Source organism: Chryseobacterium sp. IHB B 17019, from assembly GCF_001456155.1.
Taxonomy (GTDB): domain Bacteria; phylum Bacteroidota; class Bacteroidia; order Flavobacteriales; family Weeksellaceae; genus Chryseobacterium.
Genome location: NZ_CP013293.1, coordinates 785,515 through 811,120, shown reverse-complemented (window position 1 = coordinate 811,120; position 25,606 = coordinate 785,515). Strand labels below are relative to the sequence as shown.

The following is a 25,606-nucleotide window of genomic DNA, read 5'->3' as shown; positions in this document are numbered from 1 at the left end:
CAGCCTCTTTCTATAATCTAAATTTAAAACTACTCCCAATTCTGAACAGGAATCTGTTTCTTGTCTTCTGCTGGTTTTTTATTCAGTTTTTCTGATATTTTTTTAACAATAAATTCGATAACTAAAGGTGCTACAATGGCAAGTACTGCTTTTAATATTCTTGATTTCATAATGTTTATTTTAAATAATAATTACAATTTTTAAGCCATTGCTTCATTATGTATTAAAATTTTAACATCCATTAGATACCTCATCTTCAGGAATAATTAAATTTTCGTAATTCTTTACTCCCGCTTTAAATTTTTCTTCCATCCTTAGCCGTAATTTTCTCGGCTTATGAACGATCAGGCATTCTCCGAAACCCAGTAGAAGCCGCTCCAGTTCGTAGTTAATTTGCACACAGATCTTAAAAACCGTTCCCTTTTCCGTTTCGCTGATAATTTCCTGGCTTTTATGTAAAGGTTTGGTTTTCACATATGGTGCATTGGAAGAATCAACAAAAAAAACAACATTTCTCGGAGCCATCGTTTCGGAAACCGTTACTCCTACAATATCTTTAAAATATTCGTCGCCATCGAGATCTTTATCAATATATTCAATCTTTTCTTCAATTGTAATACTTTCCATTCTGTCCAACGCCAGATTGTACATTTTCCCTTTATGAAAACAAATTAAAAACCAACGATTATTAAACTCCTTTAATAGCTGCGGATGAACCACATAATTACTGGATTCTCTTGCGGTAAAACTTTTGTAAAGGATATTTAAAACTCTTTTATTCAAAATTGCATCATATAGAATATCAATATGTTCCAATCCTTTCAGCTGTTCATTTTTATCCAAATGAATAATCGATTTCTGACTTCTCGCATGAATGGAATCTTCCAGTTTCTGAATCACCCCATTCATTTCTTTAAACATCGAAAAATCCTTGAATTGCTTTAAAATCTGCACCGCATTATTCATCGCTTTCAGGTCACTTTCATTCACCGAAATATTATGAATACTGTAATCCGGATCGCTGTAGCGGTAGTATTTTTTGTCATAAACTTCAATCGGTGCTTCATAACCGAACTTTTCACTGCGCATATTCTGCAGATCAAGCTGCACCGTTCGTTTGCTTACGAAAGATTCTTTGCCTTCAAATTCAAATAGAGCTTCGGAACATTCGTCGATTAAATCTTCCAGAGTATATTTCCGATATTTGTTTTTAAGGCACTTATCTAAGGTTTTGTAGCGGATAAGGGCATTTTTGTTTGATGACATAATGTTGTATCTCTTACTATTTAATTTTCAAAACCACTTTGTCATTCTGACGAAAGGAATGGATTACTTCTTCGCTAAAGCTTCTCCTTCAAAAGAAATCCCGTCCCAGCCGAACTCCATAAAGTTTCTGATGTTTTGGTGATCCGTTCCTTCAGGATTTTTTAAGACATCTTCCGTGTAAAATTCTCCGAAAAGCTTCAGCGTATCTTCTTTCGGCAAATTATTCAATTTAGCAAAACTGAAAACTTTGCACGAACCATTATTTTGATCGGCTTCATTGACTGTATTTCCGTTTTTAAATTTTGTCGGGGTAAAATTGTAGTTTTCATCGATATGTGCAATAACATCTTTAAACTGAATAGTTTCAGGAGAGTTTTTTACTTGTTCTAATAACATTTTAATAATTTTTATCAAAAATAATCAAAATAATTTCATCTGCGCAAAAACATTGCATACTTGTACTCTTACTTTGCATCATCAAAATGAAATAAAAATGGAATTTAACGGAAATAATTTAATAGAATTAGGATACAGACCAGCAAAATGGTTCAAATATGCTATCGCACATATCAACGAAAATAATTTAGACGAAAATCAGATCACGGAATATTTGGAACAATTCAAACAACCGGAATTGCTTCCGCTTTATGAAACAGCAAAAGATTTTGTAATCAATATCAGAGCTGAACATGAGAGCGAAAACGATAACGTGGAAAAAGTAATCAATACGATGAAAGTTTTGATGAAAACTCCGACTTTGGTTGCAGGTGCGATCATGCCGGATGCTTGCCCGACAGGTCCTGAAGGTCAGATTCCCGTTGGTGGAGTTGTTGTGGCGAAAAACGCGATTCACCCGGGGTTTCATAGCGCGGATATCTGCTGCTCTGTAATGTTGACCGATTTTGGAAAAGCTGATCCTAAAGAAGTTTTGGACGCTGCTCATTCTGTGACGCATTTCGGATATGGGGGAAGACCGAGAGGTGAACAAATGAAAATGTCTCAGGAATTGATGGATGCTTTCAGGGAAAATTACTTTTTAAATGACGAGAAATTAATCAGCATTGCGCGTTCTCATATGGGAACTCAGGGAGACGGAAACCATTTCCTGTTTGTCGGAATTTCTAAAAATACAGGAAATACCATGTTGGTTACTCACCACGGATCAAGAGCACCTGGTGCCGCTTTATACGATAAAGGAATGAAGGTTGCGAATAGATTCAGACAGGAAATTTCACCGGAAACTTTGAGAGAAAACGCATGGATTCCTTACGAAACCGAAGAAGGAAAATCCTATTGGGAAGCCCTTCAATTGATAAGAACATGGACAAAAGAAAACCATACTTCCATTCATGATGCAGTTTTAAATAAACTTAAAATCGAAAAACAAGATAGATATTGGAACGAACATAATTTCGTTTTTAAAGATGGAGATTTATTTTACCACGCAAAAGGAGCAACGCCTTTAGATGATAAATTTATGCCGGATATTACGGGTCCAAGACTGATTCCGTTGAATATGGCAGAACCGGTTTTGATTGTTCAGGGAAAAACAAATGAAAGAAATCTCGGTTTTGCGCCACATGGAGCAGGAAGAAATTTCAGCAGAACACAACATAAAAGATCATTAGCACATAAAACGATCGAAGAAGTTTTTGCAGAGGAAACAAAAGGGCTTGACGTTCGATTCTTCTCCAATGAAATTGATATTTCCGAACTTCCTACAGCTTATAAAAGCGCCAAAAACGTAAGAGCTCAGATTGAAGAATACGAACTTTGCGAGGTTCTGGATGAAGTGATGCCTTACGGATGTATTATGGCGGGAGATGTTCAGAAGAATGCGCCTTGGAAGAAAAAGAAAAAGTTTAGAAAAGCTTAATTACAAAACTAATAACCGGCCTTATAGGCGTAAAAACCTGTAAGGTTTTATGAAAACTTTTTAATAAAGGCAGGAGCAGTAGCTCAGATGGTAGAGCAACAACCACTTTCCGCTATTGGCAAAAAAAGTTCCTTGAGTATGTGTGTCGCAGGTTCGAGTCCTGCCTGCTCCTCAAAATAATGAAAATGTTTGTATTTAACGATTAATTATTTTCATTAGTTCAAAAAAAATTAAGGCAAAGAAAGTTCCTATTGATTTCCCACATTTACTTTCCGCCTTTTTAAGAAATTCTAAGGCAAAGGGAGTTCCTATAATTGGAAAAATACTCCCCGCCTTTTTGTAAAACTATAGGTAAAAGGAGTTCCTATAACATTCACTTTAAAGAAAACTACTCCTCACTTATTTTTTTAAATTAAAAACAATGAAAACATTAAAATTATTCAACGCTGTTTTAGCCCAAAAATCTGATGCGAAAGCATTTATTTCTGATAACGGCTTTATCATTGAGCCTCAGGCAATGTGGGCAAAAAAAGAAATTATTTCCTATTATGCCAAAGAAAAGCTTAATGGAAATGACTTGAATAAAACCTTTCATAAATCGTGGCAAAAAGTCAAAGAAAGCTCAAGAATTGATTTGTTGATTGAGCAGATCAACCATTATATTTCTACGTATGGGAGTAACTTTCAGAATGAAATTTATATTCCGAATGAAATAGTAAATGTACCCAATCTGAAGTTGAATTTTAAAGTAATTAAAGCGTATACAAAAGAAGAAATGCAGGAAAAATGCCTTTCTCTTTTGAAATCCGGAATTGCTTTAAAAGAAGAAACAATTGATGATTTGCTTACTATTTTACACGACGAACTGAAATATGCCTTCACAGGGCAAGAAAATATCCGAAACAAAGAAGCAGTTATAAAAATTGCCGACCGATATGATGTGTTTCCTAACAATCCTGTTGAGTTTTTCCGTTATGTGATTTATAAAACTACAAAAACAACGCTTTTAATTAAAAACGATGATTTAATTAATGAAATTAAGCAAAGCAAATTTGATCCTACTTTTTTGTTTGAAATTTTTGGATTAGAAAGACTGGCAGAAATTTTCAACCGTTTCAAGCCGTTATTTTTAGCCTATAAAAACAGAGCGCCAAAAACGATTAATAAAATTTCAAAGCTTTCAAAAACTTATCATCAGCCGTTAATTTCAAACCCATTGAATGACGCTACCAATACTCTGCTGGAAAACAGCGATTTGCATTGGCTGGAAAATGCCACTCCGTTTGCTTTGTTTAAAGCTTTATCGGCTTGTTATTCAAGAATGTATGGTCAGGATACTTTTGTTTACAGAATCAGAAACGGTAAATCGTGGACGAAAAAAGCAAAGGCAACTTCTGTGAATGAATTAAATTATGGTTTTATCCTAAATTATTTAAAATCAAAATATAATTTTTCCGGAAAGAAGATGTATTTCCCTGAAAATGTAGAATTTGGATTGCCGACTTCAGAAAAAATGTTTGTCGGAAATATTCCGACGGGAACAAGGTTTTATGATGAAAGACTAGCTGTCGGAATTTACTGGGAAAATACCTGGGGAGCGTATGACCTCGATCTTTCAGGACTAAATATTGCCGGAAAAATAGGCTGGAATTCTGCGTATAATCAAAACGGAGGTCAATTGATGTATTCCGGAGATATGACCTCTGCGCCAAACGGTGCTGTAGAATATCTTTATGCCAACAAAGGTTTGAGTGCGCCGACATTGGTGATGAACAACGTTTACAGCGGAAACAGCGACTGCGGCTATAAAATCGTTGTCGGAAAAGGAGATCATATTTCCTACGATTATATGATGAATCCGAACAATCTCTTTGCAGAAGCTAAGTGTAACTCGGTTCAGACGCAAACGATTTTAGGAATGTTACTGCCAAAAGATGGAAAACAGTGTTTTGTATTATTGAATTTCGGAGCGGGACATTCGCATGTTTCAGGAAATTCCGAAGTTTCGATGATGGCGACAAATGCGCTGTACCAACAATGGTACGAAGTTATTTCTTTCAATCATTTAATAGAAGAATTGGGAGCAACCATCACTTCAGAAAAAGAAGAGGCAGACTTTGATTTCTCTTTGGAAACCTTGGAAAAAGATAGCTTTACCAAGATTTTTAAATTATAATAATATTCTCTTTAACTGTCATTTTGAACATAATTCAGAATGGCAGTTTTTTATTTCTATAAATTTTAATTTTTTTAAATAAAATTTTCTACGCATAAACATTGCGCAGACTCTCTGTTATTTTGTATCATAAATTAAAACAATGACAACAAAAATACTAGAAAAATTAAAAGAAATAGAGGCAGAAAGAAACATAGAAATACTTCTTGCCGTAGAATCCGGAAGCCGCGCCTGGGGTTTTGCGTCGCCTGACAGCGATTATGACATACGTTTCATATACCGACACGAAAAAGACTGGTATCTTTCGCCGTGGGACAAGGATGAAACGATAGAATTTATGACCGAAGACGATCTGGATGGTTCCGGATGGGATTTGAGCAAGACTTTTCATTTGCTGGTGAAGTCGAATGCAGCTTTGTTGAGTTGGTTTTACTCACCTATCATTTATTTGAAAGATGAGAAGTTCTATGATTTGTTTAAGCCATTAGCAGACTCCTGTTTTTCACCAATAGCGGTTTCTTACCATTATCTGAGCATGAGCAAGAAATATCTGGAAGCCTGCAGAAGCGATGAAGTGAAATTAAAAAGTTATTTTTATTGCCTCAGAACGGCTCTGACAGGAAAATGGATATTGGAAAAAGGAAGTGTTCCGCCAGTTTTGTTTAGTGAATTATTGGTTTTGGTGGATGATTTTACGAGAACTAAAATAGAAAATCTGGTTGCCTTAAAAGCCACAAAAGGAGAATCTTATTATCATGCAAATGACTGGCAACTTTTTGGATTTTTGGAGGGAATGGTGAAAGATAATGAGGAAAGGGTGAAGAGTTTGAGTGGAGGAAATGGAGATAAGGTTGAGATGGAGAGGGTTTTTAGGGAGATATTAACAGTTTAAAATTATAAATATGATAAAACAGCTTTCTGACAGAGCTTTAAAATTTATAGAAAAACAAGAAAGAAATAAAGAGTATGAAGTTGATTTAAAAATTTTAGAAAATCATTTAAATTTTTACCATCTTCAAAATTCAAATGAAATTCTTAGATTTCAAGAAAAATTTTCCGGGCTGAGTATACAAAATACTGTTTTTCATATTTTTACGCCCAAGCAAATAAATGAAAATAAGGGTTTAAATACTTATCATTGGAATGGACAAGTTTTATTCTCTATCGCTGATGGCTTTTATATTTCAGAAAACGGAGAAGTCGCATTTAGAGACTGCGGATGTGATTCTTATGACTTCTTCTTTTATTATGAAAGTTTTGAAACATTTATAGAGCAAGAGGTTTTTTTTGCAGAACATCAATATTATAAATATATTCCCGCACTTTTAGGTTATGACGTAGTTTGTGATATAAGCTTGATTTCGAAATATTTTTCAGATTATGATTTTATAAAAGAATGCTCTGATAAATATCATCGAATGTGGAAAAACAATTTAAATCTTGTCCACGCCAGACTATATCCGGAAGGGTGGATCATCTTTTTTGATGGCCAGTCTGAAAATGAACGTCATAACTTAATTGAAAAATTAAAAAAAGAAAATATAATTGCATGAAAAATATAGTCGCACTTTCTCCCATGTACACGGAGGATAGCAACAATCTTAAAAAGGCATCCCTAAATTCCCCTTATGAATTAAACCGTTTCAATGCAAAATGGAATGTTCCGGAGGAATTTCGGACAGCTGTAATTGCGGTATATGGTGAAGATATTTATGCGGAAATTGTAGCTGAACAGTGTAATCTGACATTAACGAAACCTGATGACAATTGGCTTTCACAAATTTCTGAAGAATTTATAAAACGTAAAATTTCTTACGGACAATTAAAAGACTTTGTGAATGAAGAAAATATTTTCCTAAAATGTTCTGATTTTAAGAGTTTTAAAGCCGGAGTTTTTGACAAAGTAACCAATATCAAAGGCTTTGATTCTTTGGATTTAAATATTTCAGTTTTTACATCAGAAGTTGTTGAATGGGAGCTTGAAGTAAGATGTTTTGTTTTAAATAAAGAAATAAAAACTTATTCTTCCTATTGGAGAAATAGTACTTTAGACACAGATCTACTTTCAATAACAGAACAAAAAGAATTGTTTGAATTTTTTAAAAATTTCATTCAACAATACGCTGAAACACTGCCTAAAGCTGTTGTCCTGGACTTTGTGATTATCAAAGGGAAAGGCTGGGCATTAATTGAAGCCAATCCAGCGTGGTGTTCAGGCTTATATGCTTGTGATGCAGAGAAAGCTTTGGAGGTGATCATAGAAAGTTGTATTAAAAATTAACTACAAAAATGACTATTAAAAATATACAAACCCAAAACCTCGCTCTCTTCCAATCTATCTCCGGAAGCCGATCTTTCGGGCTCGCCACGGAAAACTCGGATACCGATATTCGGGGAGTGTATTATATACCGAAAGAAGAGTTTTTTGGTTTACATTATACTCCGCAAATTTCTAATGAAACCAACGACATCACCTATTACGAAATCGGGAGATTTGTAGAATTATTGCAGAAAAACAATCCGAATATTCTGGAAATTCTGGCAAGCCCGGAAGACTGTATCCAACATAAAAATCCGTTGATGGATTTACTGAAACCGGAAGATTTCCTTTCCAAACTGTGTAAAGATACGTTTGCAGGTTATGCAATTTCGCAGATCAAAAAAGCAAAAGGACTCAACAAAAAAATCCTGAACCCAATTGACAAAGAAAGAAAATCTATTCTTGATTTCTGTTATATTTTGCAAAATCAAGGTTCGATTCCTTTGAAAAAATGGCTGCGAGAATTCCCCTCCTCTGGAGGGGTGTCCGAAGGACGGGGTGGTCTTGTTCAGGAAAAATGCGGGTTGGTAAATATTGATAATACAAAAGGGATGTTCGCGCTGTTCTACGATCAGTCCGGCGATCTGAATTATAAAGGGATTATTCAAAATGAAGAAGCAAATCAGGTTTCCGTTTCGTCGGTTCCGAAAGAGGAGAAATCTATTGCTTTTCTGTTTTGTAACCTCGATGCCTACTCCACTTACTGCAAAGATTACCGTGAATACTGGAAGTGGGTTTCCGAGCGAAATGAAGACCGCTACAATGTGAATCAGAACCACGGACAAAACTACGACAGCAAAAACATGATGCACACCATCCGTCTGCTGCAGTCCTGTGAACAGATTTTTAAAACAAGTTCTCTGAATATCAGGGTAGAAAATCGGGATGAACTTTTAGATATCAAAGCCGGGAACTGGTCGTATGAACAGGTTATGAAAAAGGCGGAAGATTTAATAAAGTCCATCGAATATTATCATTCTGTTTCAGCACTACCCGACGAACCGGATGTAGAAAAAACGACAAAAATTTTAATTGAAATCAGAGAAAACCTGTATTCATAAGATAATTTACTTTTAATAATTAATGCTTTAAACCATCGTCCACACGGTGGTTTTCTATTTTTCTAAAAAATATTTCCACTTTTCTGTAACAATATTATTTCAGGCTCTACCAATTATTTAATTGATATATCAATAATTGATAAAACATTTTTTACAACACTAAAAATTTTACCATGGAAAAACTGGATTCAATAATATTTTACAATATAGACAAAGCCATCAGGACTTATAGAAATTACGCCCAACGACAATTAAAAGCGAATGGTTTTAATATTACAATTGATCAATGGCTGATTATTAAAGCAATTCTGGAAAATCCCGGAATTACACAAAACGAAATCGGGGATCTTGCTTTTAAGGATAATGCTTCCGTAACGAGAATTATTGAACTACTCGTGAAATCCGAATATATCATTAGAAATATTAATTCGGATGACCGCAGAAAAACCAATCTGGATGTCACGGAATCCGGAAAGGAAATCATCAAAAAAGTGCAGGAACTCATTGAAAACAATAGAAAAACTGCATTGAAAGATGTTACAAAAGAAGAGCTGGAAATAATGAATTCAGCATTACTCAAAATATCAAAAAACTGTCTTAACGCTAAAAAATAACACAATGGCCAGAATATTTTTACTCATTTTTGTTTGGATACTTTCCGCATTAAGTTTGTTGAAAGCACAGACAACGCAGAACTTTTCTCTTTCGGGAAAAGTGGATTCCGATAAAGTGAACCAGATGGAAATCAATTTGTTTGATTCCGAAAATAAATTGATCAAAACAGAAATTGCAGACAACAAAGGAAACTTTGTTTTTACCGATCTTATTTCGGGAAATTATTCTATAAAAATCAACAAAAACGGAACAGAAGCCTATAAAGCAGACAATATCTCCGTTTCGGGAAACACTGCCCTGCCTTCTATTCAACTGAACGAAAAAATGATTGAAGGCGTGACAATTACAAAGACAAAACCTTACATCGAAAGGCAGGAAGGAAAAATGATCCTCAATGTCGAAAACAGCATTGCAAGCACCGGAAATTCAGCATTTGAAGTATTAGAAAAAGCACCGGGAGTAAAGATTGATAACAATGACAACATCAGTCTCCGTGGGAAGGGAAATCTTCTTGTACAGATCGATGGAAAAAATACACCGATGACGGGAACCGATCTTGCCAATTATCTTCGCGGAATCCCTTCTGCAAGCGTAGAAAAAGTGGAATTCATTACTAATCCATCATCAAAATATGATGCGTCCGGAACTTCAATTATCAATATTAAATTAAAAAAAGATCAGAGAAAAGGAACAAACGGAAGCATTTCTACATCGTTGGGAACGGGAAGATTTATTAAAAACAATAATAATTTCAGCATTAATCACCGGAATAAAAAAGTGAATGTTTTTGCGAATTACAGCTTTGCTTACAGAGAATTTTTTAATCATTTGATGTTAGACAGAAATTTTTACACCAATACTATTTTTGAAAAAGCCTATGTACAGGATAATTTCCTTAAAATGAACTTTCGTAACCACATTGCAAAAGCTGGGATGGATTATTATATGAACGATAAAAATATCCTTGGATTTTCCGTAGGTTTTATCAGCAACAAGTTTGATCCTACAGGTGATAATTCCAGTGTGATTCTTGGCAGCGATCACCTTCCGACGGGTACTTTTACCACACAAAACCGAACCAGGAATCATTGGAAAAACACGTCAATTAACTTAAATCATAAATATACAATTGATTCTTTAGGTTCTGAATTAACAACGGATTTTGATTATATCAATTATTCCAACACTTCCTTGCAGAATTTTGATACAAGAAATTATGACGTTAACGGAAATCTTTCTCCATCCGCACCAGACAATCCGAATCCATATTTATTGAAAGGAGATATTGGCGGAAACTTGAATATTTTCTCCTTAAAATCTGATTTCACAAAAGCTTTAAAGAACGATTGGAAATTGGAAGGAGGAGTTAAAACCAGTCTTGTAAAGGCAGATAATGATTTGAAATTTTTCAATGTAAGTCTCGGAGATCCTGTTTTAGATGAAACAAAAACCAATCATTATATTTATGAAGAAAATATTAATGCGATCTACGGAAATGTTTCTAAAAAATGGAAAAAATTCAGTACAAATTTTGGTTTGAGACTTGAAAATACCAACGTAAAAGGAACTCAGATTACCACGAATCAGGTGAATAAAAAGAATTATACCCAATTATTTCCAAGTGCGGTGTTTTCTTATGATATTACGGAAAAAAGTAATTTGGAAGTTAATTTCAGCAGGAGAATTACCAGACCAAGCTATAATCAGTTGAATCCTTTCAAATTTTATCTTGATCCTACAACATACAGAGCCGGAAACCCGGATTTGAATCCGCAGACAACGATGAATTATGAGCTGACTTATAGCTTAAGCAATAAATATTTTGCCACTTTAAGCTATTCAAAAACATCAGATAACATTACAGAAGTTATAAAACCGGTGGTAGAAGATGGTAAAAATATTACTGTGCAAACCAATGAAAACTTGAATTCAGCATCCTATTTCGGACTGAATCTGATTGCTCCTTTTAAGATTGCAACATGGTGGGATATGAATAACAGCGCGAATTTTTACTATGGATCTTACACAGGAAATGTCTCCGGAACGCAGATCAACAATAAAGGAAATTTCACATTTTCTTTAAACAGCATTAATTCTTTTAAGCTTGGAAATGGTTTTACAGCCGAACTTACAGGGAATTATCAGGCAAGAGAAGTTTATGCTTATATGGATGTACAACCCATCTGGTTCCTGAATATCGGTGCTCAAAAGAAATTTAAAAATAACAGTACTTTGAAATTAGCGTTCAATGACGTCTTTTTTACAAGCAATCCAAAAGCACGGACAACGTTCAACAATTATGTAGAAAACTTCGTTGTAGAAAGAGATTCAAGGGTAATTACGCTTTCTTATACTTACAATTTCGGCTCCAGTAAATCCGGGCAACCTAGAAAAACCGGAGGTGCGGAAGATTTAAAGCAAAGAATCGGAAACGGTTAATTATCATTGCGAGGAACGAAGTGACTTAAAAAATCCCGCCAAAATTCAGCGGGATTTTTTATTTGTTTTTCTTCAAAATATAATAAATTGCTTTATCTTTTTCGTTATTCATAGTATAGGCAAACTGGAAAGAATATCCGTTAGCCGACATAAAATTAAGGGCATCCATCATAGAATTAAACTTCATGTTTTTCCCTTTTTCATCCTTAATCGTTGTACCGTTTTTGAAAGAAATGGATTTTGTTTCCTGCCCGAAATCAATTTCAACATCTACTTTTGTGCTTAACGATCTTCCTGTACCAATAACCTGTACATAATCTACATCAATATCTTTAATAGGAACGTCATTTACCGTTTGTGCCATTGAATAAGAAGCCCAGCAAATCAGGGAAAGTATGAATATTTTTTTCATAAGTTTTTGTTTAAAGATAAATAAATTTTGAATCACAATAATAAAAAAAGTCCTTCAATGAAGGACTTTATATGTATAAGTAATACGCTTATTATTTTACCAATTTGATATTAACTGCAGAAAATCCTTTAGGTGATCTTTCTTTTTCAAATGATACCTTATTCCCTTTCTTCACAAGCTCCGTACAGTTGTTGCTGTGGAAGAAAACATTTTCTTTTGATTTGTCTTCGGTAATGAATCCGTAGCCTTTTTCACTGAAGAAAGTTACAATTCCTGTTTTTACAAGCTCTTCAGCTTCAATAGGAGCTGCACCCAACTGGATATTATCAAGGTTTACCTCAGCCTTGTTATCATTATCGGGTGGCGTAGATGTCAACTGTCCGTTTGCATCTACATACATAAACATTTCGTCAAGACTTTTGCCTTTGTCATTATTCTCTTTACGATCTTCACGACGTAGAGCCTTTTCTTTTTTCTTTTGAAGTTTTTTCTTGAAATTTTCTTTTTTAGAGAAAGAATCCGCCATATATTTTTTAAAATTTAATTGTTAATGAGTAATTATTTAGTTTAAACTTAATTTAAACTTGCATTGTACATCTTTCCAAAAGAGATGTAATATGTTTTCTGGTTGCTTTTATTTATTTTGAACGGCTTGTTCAGAAGAACAATTGAAAAAAATGAATGATAGAATGTATTCTAAAAATAATCACAACACTGCGAAAGCAGAGAACTTGTCTTTAAGATAATGTACAAATATACGAAAAATAAAGACACAAAACTAGTAAATCTCCATTTAAATAATTGAATCCCAATTCACTTTAAAGGATTATTTTTTACAATTTAACTTAAATGAACAAAATAAAAAAACCACCGAAATCTCGGTGGCTTCTATTTTTAAGCTTGATCTGCCGGCTTTTCACCTTCAGGTCTCTCTTGTTGTTGATCTCTTCTTGGCTGCTCAGATCTCGGTTGTTGCTCTGATCTTTGCTGTCCTTCTGGTCTTGGTTTAGACTCAGGTCTTGGAGGTCTTGGCAATAAAACTTTTCTTGAAAGCTTCATTTTCTTACGATCATCATACCCCATGAACTTCACTTCTACTTCATCACCTTCATTATAAGGTACTTTGTCTAGACGAGACCATTCAATTTCTGAGATATGAAGAAGACCTTCCGTTCCTTTTGCAATAGCCACAAAAGCTCCGAAGTCCATTACTTTTACCACCTTACCTTTGTAAACTTCGCCTACTACCGGTACGAAAGTAATTTCGTTGATTTTTGCAACAGCATTATTGATTTTCTCTCTGTCTGTTCCTGCAATCTCAATACGTCCGATTTCCCCTACTTCTTCAATGGCGATCACCGTATCCGTATCTTTCTGTAGCTGCTGAATGATTTTTCCGCCAGGCCCGATTACAGCACCGATGAAATCTTTTGAAATCTCCATTACAACCATTTTCGGAGCGTGAGGTTTCACATCCGGCCTTGGTGCAGCGATAGTTTCTGTAATTTTATTTAAGATATGTAATCTTCCGTCTCTGGCCTGCATTAAAGCTTTTTCCATGATATCCATAGAAAGTCCCTGGATTTTGATATCCATCTGGCAAGCAGTGATGCCATCTTCAGTTCCGGTTACTTTAAAGTCCATATCTCCAAGGTGATCTTCATCCCCTAAAATATCGGAAAGTACTGTGAATTTACCTGATTTTGTATCCGTAATCAATCCCATTGCAATCCCGGAAACAGGTTTTGTAATCTGTACACCTGCATCCATTAACGCCAATGTTCCTGCACAAACCGTTGCCATTGAAGACGAACCGTTTGATTCCAAAATATCGGAAACAATTCTGATCGTATATGGATTTTCTACAGGAATTACTGCCTGTAAAGCTCTTTGAGCAAGGTTTCCATGTCCTACTTCTCTTCTTGAAGTTCCTCTTAAAGGTCTTGCTTCACCTGTTGAGAACGGAGGGAAATTATAATGTAAGAAGAATTTTTCGTCGTGTTGAGAAATAACGCTGTCTACCATATTGGCATCCTTCACAGAGCCTAAAGTTACCGCCGTTAGAGATTGAGTCTCTCCTCTTGTAAATACCGCAGAACCGTGAGCTCCAGGAAGATAGTCTATTTCTGACCAGATAGGACGGATCGTTTGAGGATCACGGCCATCAAGACGGATATTGTCTTCCAAAATCATCTGGCGCATTGCTTCTTTTTCTACATCATGATAATACACTTTTGCGAAAGGAGTTACTCTTTCCAACTCTTCTGCATTATCTACATATTGTGCTAAAAACTCATCAAGAACCGCCTTGAATCTTTCGTGTCTTTCTTCCTTACCAGAAGGAGTTTTAGCCACTTCATATACTTTATCGTAGCATTCTTTCCATACTTTTTCACGGATTGCTTCATCGTGATTTTCGTGAGAATATTCTCTCTTAGGGAAAGCCTTACCTACTCTTTCTGCTAATCTTTCCTGAGCTTCGATTTGTTTTTTAATCTCAGCATGCCCGAAAATGATTGCTTCCAACATTTCCTGCTCAGAAATTTCCTTCATTTCCCCTTCTACCATTACGATGGAGTCTTTAGTAGCTCCCACCATAATATCAAGTTCAGAGTTTTTAAGATCTGCATAGCTTGGGTTCACTGAAAGCTGCCCGTCGAATCTTACTACTCTTACTTCAGACATTGGTCCGTTGAAAGGAATATCAGTAATGGCGATCGCAGCAGAAGCCGCTAAACCAGCCAAATCATCAGGAATTGTTTTTCCGTCATAAGAAATTAATGAAATCATTACCTGAACTTCCGCATGGAAATCTTCAGGAAAAAGCGGACGTAGAACTCTGTCTACCAAACGCATCGTTAAAATTTCCTGATCTGAAGGTCTTGCTTCTCTACGGAAAAAGTTTCCTGGAATTCTCCCTCCTGCATAGAATTTTTCTCTGTAATCTACCGTTAATGGTAAAAAATCCACACCTGGATTTGCTTCTTTATTGGCTACAACTGTTGCTAAAAGCATTGTCCCGCCCATTTTTACTACCACAGATCCATCAGCCTGCTTTGCCAATTTCCCTGTTTCAATTGTGATTTCCCTGCCGTCTGCGAGGGTGATCGTTTCTGTAAACGCTTGAGGTATACTCATAAATTTTCGTCTCTTGTACTCCGTATTGAGTACGAATTAATATTTAAACTCTTTAAATTTTCGTTGCAAAGGTAATATATTATAATGATTTTTTAAATCTTTAGCAACAAAATATCCAAAACAGACACTAACTTTTGCCAATTTTTTACTTTTAACAGACAGATCAGTAATATTATTATCTTAATTTGATTAAATAACAATAAAAAAAGCAACCTCTTCCGAGATTGCTTTTATTTTGAAAATCTTTATAGACTATTTTCTTAAACCTAGTTCAGCGATGATCGCTCTATATCTGTTGATATCTTTGTTTTTAAGATAATCTAGTAATCTTTTTCTTTTACCTACCAGCTTTACCAATGATCTCTCTGTGTTGAAATCGTGACGGTTTGCTTTTAAGTGTTGAGATAAGTGATTGATTCTGAAAGTGAAAAGAGCAACTTGTCCTTCAGCACTTCCTGTGTCTTGTGCAGATTTCCCGTGTTTAGAGAAAATTTCCTGCTTTTTTTCTGTTGTTAAGTACATTCCAATATTGTTTAATGATTATTATGTAACGGCTGCAAAATTACGATTTTATTTTAAATCTGCAAACATTATTGATTTCATATATTAAAATTGATAGAAAAAAGTGTTAAAAATTTCTTAAAAAAATTATGTTATCCCATTAAAAGGCAGTAATTTTGCATTCGATTTAATGATGAAAAAATTTATAACTTTCACCACGCTTATCTTGCTTTTATCTGGTATTTCCTTAAAGGCACAGAAAAATACAGATGATAAAATAAAAAAAATCCTCTATTTCAATCCTGAAGTAGATCCTGATATTGAAGAAATCAAGGAACCGACTAACTATGCTTTTTTCAGTGCAGTTTCTGATAACCTGAGTGAAAGGAAGAATAAAATGATCAGAACGGAAACTCAAATCCCATTCGACAGTATTGATAAACAAACTATTACAGATTACTGCGTCAATAATGATGCGGATTTTGCCGTTGTTCCAAAAGTGAAATACTTCAAAGTGGGAATCGGGAAATATGTTTTTTCCAATCAGGTTGTGGTGAGTATGAAATTGTTTGATGCCGGTGGAAATCTCATTACCGAAACCGACTATGACACTTACAGAAAAAATATGCGCCTCCTGGGTTCTACCGTAAATTCTGTAAAAATAGGTACAAATGGAGCCATAAAAGACATTCTGAAACAGCTTAGAAAGATAAAAACCTCGGAAGCAGAGCTTTAACACTAAGATTTCTACTTACAATTACAACTTACTTTTTACGACTAATTTTCTAAATTATTATGCTTTCCATTGAATTTCATTAATTTAAATTCATAAAATGGTGAATAATTTAAATTATTTTATTACATTAGTATAAACAATTCAAACTACAATCTCAATTGAAATTTCTTCAGGGCACCCGTAAGTTTTTACGGGTGTTTTTTTATTGCAATTAATTAATCCTTAATTTTTCTACTTCATTGGTAAGTCTTAAAAATTTAAATTATTTTTGCATATCAAAAAATTGACGCTTTGAATTCTAAGGACGAACTTATCTTTAACCCTGCCGACATCGCCGAAACTCTCAGTGAACTTCACGCTGATGAGAGGCTTTTGGCGTTTCTGAAGGTTCCGAAAGAATATAAAGCCGATGTTTTTTCTCATCTTGATCCTGATTTCCAGGAAGAAACCATCAGAAGCATCGGAAGCGACGAGGTTTCCGAAATCCTGAATGCCATGACACCGGATGACAGGACTGCCCTTTTTGAAGATTTTCCGGATGAGCTGATCAAGTATTCCATCAACCATCTTAATCCGCAGGAAAGAAGAATTGCCTTGAAACTTCTTGGCTACGATTCTGATTCTATTGCCCGTCTGATGACGCCTTATTATATCCAGATCCGTAAAGAATGGACGATAAAAAGATGCCTTCAGCAGATAAAAAAGGTCGGAAGCAGGGTGGAAACCATGAATTACCTTTATGTAGTCGACGAAAGAAACAGGTTGATAGACGATATTGCATTGGGAAGTTTACTTTTGGCCGAAGAAGATACTTTAATTTCAGAAATCACTGATAATCATTTCGTTGCCATAACAACAACGACCTCAAAAGAAGACGCGGTGCAGTACTTTGAAAAATATGACCGAGCAGCTCTGCCAATCATAACTGAAGCCGGAGTTTTGGTGGGAATTGTAACCATAGATGACATTCTCGATCAAATCGAACAGCAAAACACGGAAGATATCCAGAAATTCGGGGGTTTGGAAGCGTTGGATGTACCGTATACCCAAACTTCTCTTATGGAAATGGTAAAAAAGAGAGGCATGTGGCTGATCATCCTTTTCTTTTCCGAAATGCTGACTGCTTCTGCAATGGGCTATTTTGAAGATGAAATTCAGAAAGCGGTAGTTTTGGCTTTATTTGTCCCGCTGATTATTTCCAGTGGAGGAAATTCCGGTTCACAGGCTGCAACTCTGATTATCAGGGCGATGGCTCTTCAGGAAATCGGCCTAAAAGATTGGTGGTATGTCATGAAAAAAGAGATCTTCACCGGATTGTTTTTAGGTGGAGTTTTAGGGATAATCGGTTTTCTAAGAATCATGATCTGGCATGAAGCCGGCTTCTTCAATTATGGAATGTACTGGCCTTTTGTAGGATTGAGTGTTGGTGTTTCTTTAGTAATGATCGTACTTTGGGGAACGCTTTCCGGATCGATGGTTCCATTTATTCTAAAAAAATTAAAACTCGATCCCGCAACTTCTTCTGCTCCTTTTGTGGCAACTTTGGTAGACGTTACCGGGCTTATCATTTATTTTTCCGTGGCAGGACTTTTCTTAACGGGCAAACTTTTGTAATTTTAGCAAGATCTAAAATAATAAAATGAAAGTTGTTTCTCTCGTTCCCTCTATTACTGAGGCTTTATTTGATTTGGGCTTAACGGAAAATGAAGTTGTCGGAAGGACAAAATTCTGTATTCATCCGGAAGAGATGGTAAAAAATGTTCCTGTCATCGGAGGTACCAAAAATATTAATATTGATAAAATCAAAGCTTTACAACCTGATATAATTTTAGCTAATAAAGAAGAAAATGTAAAAGAACAGGTCGAAGCTTTAATGGATGATTTTAAAGTAATTGTAACCAATGTTGAAAATATTGAAGACAATTATTATTTGCTTAAAAATTTAGGTAAAATCTTTAATCTAGAAGAGAAAGCACAACATTTTAATCTTAAAATTTACGAAATTTTAAACCAAACCAAAATTAATTCTGCTATAAAAGTTGCTTACCTTATCTGGAAAAATCCTTATATGACAGTAGGTTCCGATACTTTTATTCATAAAATTTTATTTGAAATCGGTTTTGAAAATATTTTTAAAGATAAGACACGTTACCCACAAATTATCGTTGAAGACCTAGCTGAAGCCGAAATTATCATGCTTTCTTCCGAACCGTTTCCTTTTAAAGAAAAACACATCGAGGAACTGAAAGAATTTTATCCTGAAAAGAAGATTATGATTGTTGACGGAGAGGCATTTTCCTGGTATGGGACGCATATTGCAAAGTGTGGGGATTATTTTAAGGAAATGATTGCTGAGATAGATCTTTTAAACACAAACCTGCACTAATATTTTCACGATAACATTATTTTTAAAACCAAAAGCTCAAAAGTTTCTGAATACTTTTAATTATTTTATTTAATCTAAAATTAATTCTGTTTTAGAGTTCACATAAGCGTTAATACTAAAATCAGAATAGAATAAAAGACTCCGGCCCTTCGGGCCGAAGTCGATATTTAAACTTTTAAATTAAATTAAAATTATAAAATCTTTGAAACCTCGTTACAAAGCCATTCCAACAGCTCTCTGTCTTCTTTTGTAAAAGGATCAATTGTATGAGAATCAATATCAATCTGACCGATATTTTTCCCGTCTTTGAAGATAGGAACTACAATTTCAGCCTTTGTATCAATCGAACAACTTAAATAGTTATCCTGCTGATGAACATCCGGAACAACAAAAGTTTCATTAGAAACCGCAACCTGCCCGCAAATTCCTTTTCCGTAAGGAATAATGGTATGATCTGTGGGTGCTCCTACATAAGGGCCTAATTTCAACTCGTCCTTATCTCCATTTTTGAAATAGAAACCCGTCCAGTTGAAATAAGAAATTTCCTGATCCAAAAGGTGACAAACTTTTTCAAGTTTCTCGTCTGTATTATGTTTAGGACTTTCAAGAATTGATAAAAGTCTTTTTTTTAATTCTGACATTATATATTGTTTTTAAGAGAATTGTTTTAAGGAAAATTCTTCTTTATAGCCGAACATTCCGCGCTCTTTGATCATTTCCGCAACACCGTCCGGAACCTGTGTTTCCCAGCCTTTGATATTGCATGCAATTTTTTTCAAAATATCCCTTGAATAAATTTCCAAAAACTCCGGATTGTAATTGGTAATGTCTACAATACGGTCATTATGTTTAAAATATTTGTACAATTCTTTTAAACTCTCCTCTACTTTAAGGGTTGAAGAATTCAAAAGCTCATGCGTTTCAGGATCTTTGTAAGGGTAAAGATAAACCCTCATTCCGTTTCTGAAGAACTTACCGAAAGCTTCTAAAATTCCGCCCGATAAATTTTTATAATATTTCTCATCAAAAACCATCAACAGGTTATTTACTCCCATTGCGACGCCAATATTTCCGTTTGTATACGAAGCAAAGTAATCAATCAGTCGATAATATTCCGAATAATTGGAAACAATAACGGTGTAGCCTAACGTACCCAGAATATCGACCCTGTCAAGGAAATCCCTTTCATCAATATCCCCGTCTGCACGGAGGTTTGAGATGGTAATTTCGATCAGAACTTCTGTTTCGTCCGGTGTACAAAGGGCATCTTTCAGGAACATATCCAAACCATTCTGCAGCATGTCAATATTCACTTTCGTTACCGGTCTGAAGCTCCCTCTTACCGCGAAAATATTTTTTTTGTATAAAATATCTGCCGGAAGCATATTATTTCCTTCGGAATTGAAAATCACCGCATCTGTCATCCCGTGTTTTACCAGCTGTAATGACATCAGCCTGTTGTCTACATACGCAAAAGCCGGCCCGCTGAAATCAATCATATCAATTTCAAGGTTGTCTTTTGCCACATCATCATAAAGAGATTCGATTAAATTTCTAGGATTATCGAAATAATGAAACGCTCCAAAAATAAGATTTACCCCAAGATTCCCTAAGGTTTCCTGTTGTAAGGTAGCATCATTTTCTTTAAATTTTACGTGAATGACAATTTCATTATAATCTTCATTTTCTTTTACCTGAAAACGTATTCCTACCCATCCATGCCCTTTTACCGTTTTATCAAAATTAATTGTCGTAACCGTATTGGCGTATGAAAAAAACTTTCTGTTGGGATTATTTTCCCTGGAGATTCTCTCCTCGATCAATGCTACTTCATAGCGAAGCATTTTTCGAAGTCTGTTTTGGGTAACGTATCTGTTTTTGACCTCTTTTCCATAGATAGCATCACTAAAATCTTTGTCGTAAGCAGACATCGCCTTAGCAATTGTACCTGAAGCTCCCCCTGCTCTAAAAAAATGCCGAACAGTCTCCTGCCCTGCACCAATTTCTGCGAAAGTACCATAAATAGTAGGATCTAGATTAATTGTTAATGCTTTTTGTTTAGGAGTTAGTTTCTGATACATTAGAACATTAAATTTTTCGTAAATTTACCAAAATTAAACCAACCTCAAAAGAAAATGAAGTTGAAATTTTTAGGAACGGGAACTTCCCAGGGTGTGCCCGTGATTGGCTGCACTTGTGAAGTATGTATTTCGAATAACCCCAAAGACAGTCGCCTTCGATCTTCTGTGATGGTAACTACGGACGAAAACAAAAAAATCCTTATTGATTGTGGTCCTGATTTCAGACAACAAATGCTTGTAAACCACGAGCACAACGTAGATATTGCACTTCTGACCCATGAGCACAATGATCACGTGATCGGCCTTGATGATATGCGTCCCCTGATTTTTAAAAGTGGAAAAGATATGCCGCTTTACTGTTACCAGAGAGTTGGAAATGAGGTAAAAAAGCGTTTCCCGTATGCTTTTACAGATGTAAGATATCCTGGAGCGCCTGCTTTTGATTTACATGAAATTGAAAATAAACCTTTTACCATTTTGGATACGGAAATCACTCCAATTGAGGTGATACATTATAAAATTACGGTATTCGGATATAAATTCAAGAACCTTGCCTACATTACGGATGCCGGTTTTATTTCAGATACCGAAAAGGAAAAATTAAAGAATCTGGATGTTTTGATTTTAAACTGTATCAGGAAATTTGATCCTCATCCTGCTCATTTTATCCTGCCGGATGTTATTAAATTGTTTGAAGAGCTTAGACCTAAAAAATTATTTTTAACTCATATCAGTCATCATCTGGGATTGCATGATATTGAGGATAAACAACTTCCTTCCGGAATGCATCTTGCCTACGATGGTTTGGAGGTATTTTTTTAAAAATTTTTCTTTAAAAGCTTTTGAGAATTAATAAAAGTTTTTATATTTGCACACCGATTTAAAGCAGCCCAGGTGGCGGAATTGGTAGACGCGCTGGTCTCAAACACCAGTTCTTAGGAGTACCGGTTCGATCCCGGTCCTGGGTACAATACCGGAAAGAGGTGATAATTCACTTTCTTTCCGGTTTTTTTAGTTCCTAACTCATTGTTTATCTGGTATATATAAGAGAGTAAAACATTAGGTCGGGTGGTTCGATAATGATTTTTTGAAAATTGCAATTTTTGGTGGAATATCGAACCAATTATTTTGCGTTTCACGTCAATATCCCCGTCAGTATAGACTTTCGCAAGATCTACCAGGTTCGATAATGCTTGGTCTAGTAGTCTTAAAAAATCTATTTTTTTGTTATCTTTTCCTTTAGTTAATTTAGCTTCGAGTTTTTCAATTTGCCCTTTACATTCGGTTTTAATTTCAAAATAATCTTCATCATCAATTACCCCTTCCATCAGTTTATTTCTTGCCTGTTTGAACCTGCTGTTTAAACGATCTATCTCTAATAGAATTGTTTTCCTTTCCTGTTGGGGATTATTAATTAATTTTTCAAAATTTTGTTTCAATACCTTTTTTAAATAATTTTTTATGGATGCACGCATTTCCAATGACTGCAATATCTCTAAAAATTTTGAATTAATAATCTCAGATTTGTACCGGTATGAACACGGAGACTGGCAATGGTAGTAATAATATTTATTTCCAGAACGTCCCGTAGATGCACTATCGCCTGTCTTACTATCTTGATCTATATCCAGTATGAAAGGCTAAGAATATATTATTGCTTTCTATTATCGCGTCCCCGAATGAGGTATACTGTATGTTATAACTTAAGAGAAGAAATTAAGTATCTATGGTATTATATTGCATACACCTCGAAATACCTCTGTCTGTAGTAATTGTAGAATAATAAAAGCTATTTGCATAGTTTTTGCAATAAATCAAAAACTAATGATGAAACTATCATGCCTTATTTATCAAGAATCTATCTAAAAAACGACCATCCTGAAGGCTTTCCTTTCAATCTTCCTTTTTTAAAAAGTGGTTTAGACATTACACTCAAAAGCAATGTTACGTTCTTTGTTGGTGAAAACGGTATAGGTAAATCTACTTTATTAGAAGCTATTGCTGATAAATGTAATTTCAACCTGTCTGGGGGTAATCGAAATCATAATTATAGTTTTTACAAAACCGAATCAGAATTATCAGAATATCTCATATTATCTTGGAAAATAAAAACAGGGCAAGGTTTTTTTATGAGAGCAGAGAGTTTTTTTAATTTTGCTACTTATATTGATGAGATTGCTAAAGAAGATGGTGAAATTTTAGATGCCTACGGAGGAAGATCACTACATCACAGGTCTCATGGCGAAGCTTTTTTAGCCTTGTTTAATAATCAATTCCAAAACGGAATTTATATTCTTGATGAGCCAGAAGCTGCTTTATCTCCGCTAAGACAACTTTCGTTATTATCAATTATCCATAAACTTGAAAAAGCAGGAAAAGCTCAGTTTATTATTTCTACACATTCCCCTATTTTAATGAGTTATCCTAATTCAAATATCTTTTTGTTAAACGAAGAAATTAAACTCACAAATTATAAGGATACGGAGCATTATCAGCTGACAAGAAGTTTTTTAGAATCACCAGAAATGTATTTCCGTCATTTATTTAATGATATTTAGACACTTTGATAGCATTCAAATGCCATCATTGAGAGGAATAAAGATAATATAACGGAATTGGTGAAATAGTTGATGAATTCGACGGGTTAGGCTATCAGTATGTTTTATTTTTTGCAAATGGTAGTTACCGGTAATGTAGAAAGTGCCCTGCCATTAAGCAGATACCAACCTTCATGGTCTGTAGGAAGATAGGAATATTGATATCCCCATAATGATTAATCAACCCGGTATCAAAAGACAGTACACCATCTCCCGTGGTGATTACATTTCCTTAGACAGGCTACGGATAGCGTGGTATCCTGAATGGGTGTGTAGATCATAAACCCGAATTGCGGTAATAGTCCTTTTTCTTACTCCTGAGGAGTAAGCGGATGGTATTGCTGTGCAAAGCAAAATAGGTAACGTGAAGTATTATAAATAAAACATATTTTTTCATAGATATTAATTTAGGATCTAACTTTTCAAAATTAATTACTCTTTGTGCACTAAGTGATACGAAAAAGATATTTTATGATACGAAATGGAAATTTTGAATATTAGTATTAACCTCCACTCACATATTCCTTTAATAAATATACCGTATTCAATTTAAAACAATCAAATTCGTAATAGGAAGGCTATTAAGTCCATAATGACGGTCAACAACAACGCCTGAAAAATCTTTAAATTGTCCTGGATGAACTTACACAAGGTTAACTGCTAATTCTCATACTAAGAAGGAGAATTTTTAAGGACTGTAAACGCAAGAGAAAGCCGAAAGAATGGCGTGCTTATATTGAAGCGTATCGTTTTCTTCCCAAGCCGTTTTGTATGCGACTCGATTATGTACTAGAGATCATCAAATAAATTTACTACTTTGTATTGCACAGTATTAAATTATTAATATATCTTTGCATTAAATACATGTCATTATGCGAAAAATATTTTTATTCTGTTCTACCATGGTACTGGCATTTTCACTCAATGCACAGAAATTAGATCAAAAGATTGACAGCTTGATTTTGTCGGAATTCAAAGAATCTGACGGGCCTGGCGGTGTTTTTATGGTAGCTCAAAAAGGCAAACCCGTGTACCAAAAAGCATTCGGAATGGCGAATCTCGAACTGGATGCAAAACTGAATATCAACAGTGTTTTCCAGATCGGATCTATGACAAAGCAGTTTACCGCTATTGCTATTCTGATGCTCGAAGAGCAGGGAAAACTGAAGGTCAGTGATCCTATTTCAAAATATATTCCGAGCTATCCGAATGGGAACAATATTACTATTCATCATCTACTAACTCACACTTCGGGCATTAAAGATTTTACAAAAATGAAAACGATTGCCGATATTGCTCAGAAGGAAATGACGCCCGAAGAAATGGTCAACTTTTTCAAAAATGAACCGGTCGATTTCGCTCCCGGACAAAAGTTTGACTACAATAATTCGGGATATGTGGTTTTGGGCTATATTATCGAACTTACTTCAGGTGAAACTTATGAAGATTTTATCAGGAAAAATATATTTGACAAAATCGGAATGACCAATTCTTACTACGCAACCGACCGAAAAATTATTAAAAACAGAGCGTACGGTTATCATAAAAAAAGCTACGGTTACGTGAATAAAACGGTTATTAATTTCAGTGTTCCGTTTGCTTCGGGATCGTTGATGTCGACTTTAGATGATATGCTGAAATGGCAAAATGCGCTCAATAAAAATCTATTGCTGAATTCTAAGAATGAAATGAAAGCGTTCACCAAATACAAGCTGAATGACGGAAAAGAAATTGAATACGGCTACGGATGGCATCTAAAAAGCATCAACGGGACTGCTACAAGAGAGCACGGCGGAAGCGTCTTTGGATTTAAATCGATGGCGGTGTATATCCCCAGTGAAGACATTTATGTGTTAGGATTCAGCAACTGCGACTGCAACTCTCCTACCCAGTTGGTGAAGGATATTGCGAAGCTAAGCCTGGAAAATCTGAAAGTGAAATAATAATATCCAGATCCTTCAGAATTTTAGCAATTCAAATTTCAAACCAATAAACACCAATA

Annotated in this window: 24 protein-coding genes and 2 tRNA genes; 16 read left to right on the top strand and 10 right to left on the bottom strand. The window is 35.0% G+C overall.

Annotated features, from left to right (window positions below; all coding sequences use genetic code 11):
- Window positions 1-29 precede the first annotated feature (29 nt).
- From ATE47_RS19155 to ATE47_RS03655, 3 genes are all read right to left on the bottom strand, one after another.
- Entirely contained in the window at window positions 30-170 is a 141-nt protein-coding gene (locus tag ATE47_RS19155; protein ID WP_181898036.1) for a hypothetical protein, read from the bottom strand.
- A gap of 61 nt (window positions 171-231) precedes the next feature.
- Window positions 232-1,266 carry a helix-turn-helix transcriptional regulator gene (locus ATE47_RS03660; RefSeq protein ID WP_062160683.1) on the bottom strand — a complete coding sequence of 345 codons (1,035 nt, stop codon included), beginning with the start codon at window positions 1,264-1,266 and terminating at the stop codon, window positions 232-234.
- Window positions 1,267-1,329: 63 nt separating this feature from the next.
- On the bottom strand, window positions 1,330-1,662 hold the full coding sequence (locus ATE47_RS03655) for a HopJ type III effector protein (protein ID WP_062160682.1): 333 nt from the start codon (window positions 1,660-1,662) through the stop codon (window positions 1,330-1,332).
- 97 nt (window positions 1,663-1,759) lie between these two features.
- Between ATE47_RS03655 and ATE47_RS03650 the strand changes: the two genes are divergently transcribed.
- The 9 genes from ATE47_RS03650 (at window position 1,760) to ATE47_RS03610 (ending at window position 11,753) form a co-directional block, all read left to right on the top strand.
- Window positions 1,760-3,142, top strand: coding sequence for an RtcB family protein (locus ATE47_RS03650; protein WP_062160681.1), 1,383 nt, complete (start codon window positions 1,760-1,762; stop codon window positions 3,140-3,142).
- 72 nt (window positions 3,143-3,214) lie between these two features.
- Window positions 3,215-3,314: transfer RNA gene (locus ATE47_RS03645), tRNA-OTHER, on the top strand.
- 249 nt (window positions 3,315-3,563) lie between these two features.
- Window positions 3,564-5,318 (top strand): hypothetical protein, encoded by a 1,755-nt coding sequence (locus ATE47_RS03640; RefSeq protein WP_062160680.1) that lies wholly within the window; start codon window positions 3,564-3,566, stop codon window positions 5,316-5,318.
- Between the two features lie 142 nt (window positions 5,319-5,460).
- A complete protein-coding gene (locus tag ATE47_RS03635) occupies window positions 5,461-6,210 on the top strand; it encodes a nucleotidyltransferase domain-containing protein (RefSeq protein WP_062160679.1) in 750 nt (249 codons plus the stop codon).
- A 10-nt stretch (window positions 6,211-6,220) separates the two neighbouring features.
- On the top strand, window positions 6,221-6,871 hold the full coding sequence (locus ATE47_RS03630; protein WP_062160678.1) for a hypothetical protein: 651 nt from the start codon (window positions 6,221-6,223) through the stop codon (window positions 6,869-6,871).
- Complete coding sequence (locus ATE47_RS03625) at window positions 6,868-7,599, top strand: ATP-grasp domain-containing protein (RefSeq protein WP_062160677.1); 732 nt, start codon at window positions 6,868-6,870, stop codon at window positions 7,597-7,599. Before ATE47_RS03630 ends, ATE47_RS03625 begins: the two co-directional genes overlap by 4 nt.
- Before the next feature lie 8 nt (window positions 7,600-7,607).
- Window positions 7,608-8,699 carry a nucleotidyltransferase domain-containing protein gene (locus ATE47_RS03620; RefSeq protein WP_062160676.1) on the top strand — a complete coding sequence of 364 codons (1,092 nt, stop codon included), beginning with the start codon at window positions 7,608-7,610 and terminating at the stop codon, window positions 8,697-8,699.
- A 173-nt stretch (window positions 8,700-8,872) separates the two neighbouring features.
- Window positions 8,873-9,313 carry a MarR family winged helix-turn-helix transcriptional regulator gene (locus ATE47_RS03615; RefSeq protein WP_062160675.1) on the top strand — a complete coding sequence of 147 codons (441 nt, stop codon included), beginning with the start codon at window positions 8,873-8,875 and terminating at the stop codon, window positions 9,311-9,313.
- A gap of 4 nt (window positions 9,314-9,317) precedes the next feature.
- On the top strand, window positions 9,318-11,753 hold the full coding sequence (locus ATE47_RS03610) for a TonB-dependent receptor (protein ID WP_062160674.1): 2,436 nt from the start codon (window positions 9,318-9,320) through the stop codon (window positions 11,751-11,753).
- Window positions 11,754-11,811: 58 nt separating this feature from the next.
- Here ATE47_RS03610 and ATE47_RS03605 read toward each other — a convergent pair whose 3' ends face one another.
- From ATE47_RS03605 to rpsO, 4 genes are all read right to left on the bottom strand, one after another.
- Complete coding sequence (locus tag ATE47_RS03605; protein WP_062160673.1) at window positions 11,812-12,165, bottom strand: hypothetical protein; 354 nt, start codon at window positions 12,163-12,165, stop codon at window positions 11,812-11,814.
- Window positions 12,166-12,256: 91 nt separating this feature from the next.
- A complete protein-coding gene (locus ATE47_RS03600; RefSeq protein WP_062160672.1) occupies window positions 12,257-12,691 on the bottom strand; it encodes a cold shock domain-containing protein in 435 nt (144 codons plus the stop codon).
- Window positions 12,692-13,059: 368 nt separating this feature from the next.
- Window positions 13,060-15,303, bottom strand: a complete 2,244-nt coding sequence (locus tag ATE47_RS03595) for a polyribonucleotide nucleotidyltransferase (RefSeq protein ID WP_062160671.1) — start codon at window positions 15,301-15,303, stop codon at window positions 13,060-13,062.
- 252 nt (window positions 15,304-15,555) lie between these two features.
- Window positions 15,556-15,825 carry a 30S ribosomal protein S15 gene (gene rpsO / locus ATE47_RS03590; RefSeq protein ID WP_027378204.1) on the bottom strand — a complete coding sequence of 90 codons (270 nt, stop codon included), beginning with the start codon at window positions 15,823-15,825 and terminating at the stop codon, window positions 15,556-15,558.
- Between the two features lie 172 nt (window positions 15,826-15,997).
- Between rpsO and ATE47_RS03585 the strand changes: the two genes are divergently transcribed.
- The 3 genes from ATE47_RS03585 (at window position 15,998) to ATE47_RS03575 (ending at window position 18,926) form a co-directional block, all read left to right on the top strand.
- On the top strand, window positions 15,998-16,540 hold the full coding sequence (locus tag ATE47_RS03585; RefSeq protein ID WP_062160670.1) for a hypothetical protein: 543 nt from the start codon (window positions 15,998-16,000) through the stop codon (window positions 16,538-16,540).
- A gap of 291 nt (window positions 16,541-16,831) precedes the next feature.
- Entirely contained in the window at window positions 16,832-18,154 is a 1,323-nt protein-coding gene (mgtE, locus tag ATE47_RS03580; RefSeq protein ID WP_062160669.1) for a magnesium transporter, read from the top strand.
- Between the two features lie 25 nt (window positions 18,155-18,179).
- Window positions 18,180-18,926, top strand: a complete 747-nt coding sequence (locus ATE47_RS03575) for an ABC transporter substrate-binding protein (RefSeq protein ID WP_062160668.1) — start codon at window positions 18,180-18,182, stop codon at window positions 18,924-18,926.
- A 191-nt stretch (window positions 18,927-19,117) separates the two neighbouring features.
- Here the strand turns inward: ATE47_RS03575 and ATE47_RS03570 are convergent, their stop codons facing one another.
- Both ATE47_RS03570 and ATE47_RS03565 read right to left on the bottom strand, forming a co-directional pair.
- The gene (locus tag ATE47_RS03570; protein WP_062160667.1) at window positions 19,118-19,567 is read right to left on the bottom strand and encodes a GAF domain-containing protein; all 450 of its coding nucleotides are present in this window, start codon (window positions 19,565-19,567) and stop codon (window positions 19,118-19,120) included.
- Window positions 19,568-19,579: 12 nt separating this feature from the next.
- Window positions 19,580-21,007 carry a TonB-dependent receptor gene (locus tag ATE47_RS03565; protein WP_062160666.1) on the bottom strand — a complete coding sequence of 476 codons (1,428 nt, stop codon included), beginning with the start codon at window positions 21,005-21,007 and terminating at the stop codon, window positions 19,580-19,582.
- A gap of 54 nt (window positions 21,008-21,061) precedes the next feature.
- On the opposite strand from ATE47_RS03565, the gene ATE47_RS03560 reads away from it, so the two are divergent.
- Window positions 21,062-21,829: an MBL fold metallo-hydrolase gene (locus ATE47_RS03560; RefSeq protein ID WP_062160665.1), complete on the top strand. Its 768-nt coding sequence runs from the start codon at window positions 21,062-21,064 to the stop codon at window positions 21,827-21,829.
- Window positions 21,830-21,895: 66 nt separating this feature from the next.
- Window positions 21,896-21,975 (top strand) — tRNA-Leu (locus ATE47_RS03555).
- On the opposite strand, the gene ATE47_RS18855 is transcribed toward ATE47_RS03555, so the two are convergent.
- A complete protein-coding gene (locus ATE47_RS18855; RefSeq protein ID WP_150114773.1) occupies window positions 21,943-22,446 on the bottom strand; it encodes a hypothetical protein in 504 nt (167 codons plus the stop codon). The two genes, ATE47_RS03555 and ATE47_RS18855, sit on opposite strands and share 33 nt — an antisense overlap.
- A 399-nt stretch (window positions 22,447-22,845) precedes the next feature.
- On the opposite strand from ATE47_RS18855, the gene ATE47_RS03550 reads away from it, so the two are divergent.
- Together ATE47_RS03550 and ATE47_RS03545 are read left to right on the top strand one after the other, a co-directional pair.
- Window positions 22,846-23,565 (top strand): AAA family ATPase, encoded by a 720-nt coding sequence (locus tag ATE47_RS03550; protein WP_062160664.1) that lies wholly within the window; start codon window positions 22,846-22,848, stop codon window positions 23,563-23,565.
- A 911-nt stretch (window positions 23,566-24,476) separates the two neighbouring features.
- Window positions 24,477-25,547, top strand: a complete 1,071-nt coding sequence (locus ATE47_RS03545) for a serine hydrolase domain-containing protein (RefSeq protein WP_062160663.1) — start codon at window positions 24,477-24,479, stop codon at window positions 25,545-25,547.
- The last annotated feature ends 59 nt before the right edge of the window (window positions 25,548-25,606 follow it).

Coding starts and splice junctions, on each gene's coding strand:
- ATE47_RS19155 (WP_181898036.1), bottom strand. CDS start 170: ATGAAATCAAGAATATTAAAAGCAGTACTTGCCATTGTAGCACCTTTA.
- ATE47_RS03660 (WP_062160683.1), bottom strand. CDS start 1,266: ATGTCATCAAACAAAAATGCCCTTATCCGCTACAAAACCTTAGATAAG.
- ATE47_RS03655 (WP_062160682.1), bottom strand. CDS start 1,662: ATGTTATTAGAACAAGTAAAAAACTCTCCTGAAACTATTCAGTTTAAA.
- ATE47_RS03650 (WP_062160681.1), top strand. CDS start 1,760: ATGGAATTTAACGGAAATAATTTAATAGAATTAGGATACAGACCAGCA.
- ATE47_RS03640 (WP_062160680.1), top strand. CDS start 3,564: ATGAAAACATTAAAATTATTCAACGCTGTTTTAGCCCAAAAATCTGAT.
- ATE47_RS03635 (WP_062160679.1), top strand. CDS start 5,461: ATGACAACAAAAATACTAGAAAAATTAAAAGAAATAGAGGCAGAAAGA.
- ATE47_RS03630 (WP_062160678.1), top strand. CDS start 6,221: ATGATAAAACAGCTTTCTGACAGAGCTTTAAAATTTATAGAAAAACAA.
- ATE47_RS03625 (WP_062160677.1), top strand. CDS start 6,868: ATGAAAAATATAGTCGCACTTTCTCCCATGTACACGGAGGATAGCAAC.
- ATE47_RS03620 (WP_062160676.1), top strand. CDS start 7,608: ATGACTATTAAAAATATACAAACCCAAAACCTCGCTCTCTTCCAATCT.
- ATE47_RS03615 (WP_062160675.1), top strand. CDS start 8,873: ATGGAAAAACTGGATTCAATAATATTTTACAATATAGACAAAGCCATC.
- ATE47_RS03610 (WP_062160674.1), top strand. CDS start 9,318: ATGGCCAGAATATTTTTACTCATTTTTGTTTGGATACTTTCCGCATTA.
- ATE47_RS03605 (WP_062160673.1), bottom strand. CDS start 12,165: ATGAAAAAAATATTCATACTTTCCCTGATTTGCTGGGCTTCTTATTCA.
- ATE47_RS03600 (WP_062160672.1), bottom strand. CDS start 12,691: ATGGCGGATTCTTTCTCTAAAAAAGAAAATTTCAAGAAAAAACTTCAA.
- ATE47_RS03595 (WP_062160671.1), bottom strand. CDS start 15,303: ATGAGTATACCTCAAGCGTTTACAGAAACGATCACCCTCGCAGACGGC.
- rpsO (WP_027378204.1), bottom strand. CDS start 15,825: ATGTACTTAACAACAGAAAAAAAGCAGGAAATTTTCTCTAAACACGGG.
- ATE47_RS03585 (WP_062160670.1), top strand. CDS start 15,998: ATGAAAAAATTTATAACTTTCACCACGCTTATCTTGCTTTTATCTGGT.
- ATE47_RS03575 (WP_062160668.1), top strand. CDS start 18,180: ATGAAAGTTGTTTCTCTCGTTCCCTCTATTACTGAGGCTTTATTTGAT.
- ATE47_RS03570 (WP_062160667.1), bottom strand. CDS start 19,567: ATGTCAGAATTAAAAAAAAGACTTTTATCAATTCTTGAAAGTCCTAAA.
- ATE47_RS03565 (WP_062160666.1), bottom strand. CDS start 21,007: ATGTATCAGAAACTAACTCCTAAACAAAAAGCATTAACAATTAATCTA.
- ATE47_RS03560 (WP_062160665.1), top strand. CDS start 21,062: ATGAAGTTGAAATTTTTAGGAACGGGAACTTCCCAGGGTGTGCCCGTG.
- ATE47_RS03550 (WP_062160664.1), top strand. CDS start 22,846: ATGCCTTATTTATCAAGAATCTATCTAAAAAACGACCATCCTGAAGGC.
- ATE47_RS03545 (WP_062160663.1), top strand. CDS start 24,477: ATGCGAAAAATATTTTTATTCTGTTCTACCATGGTACTGGCATTTTCA.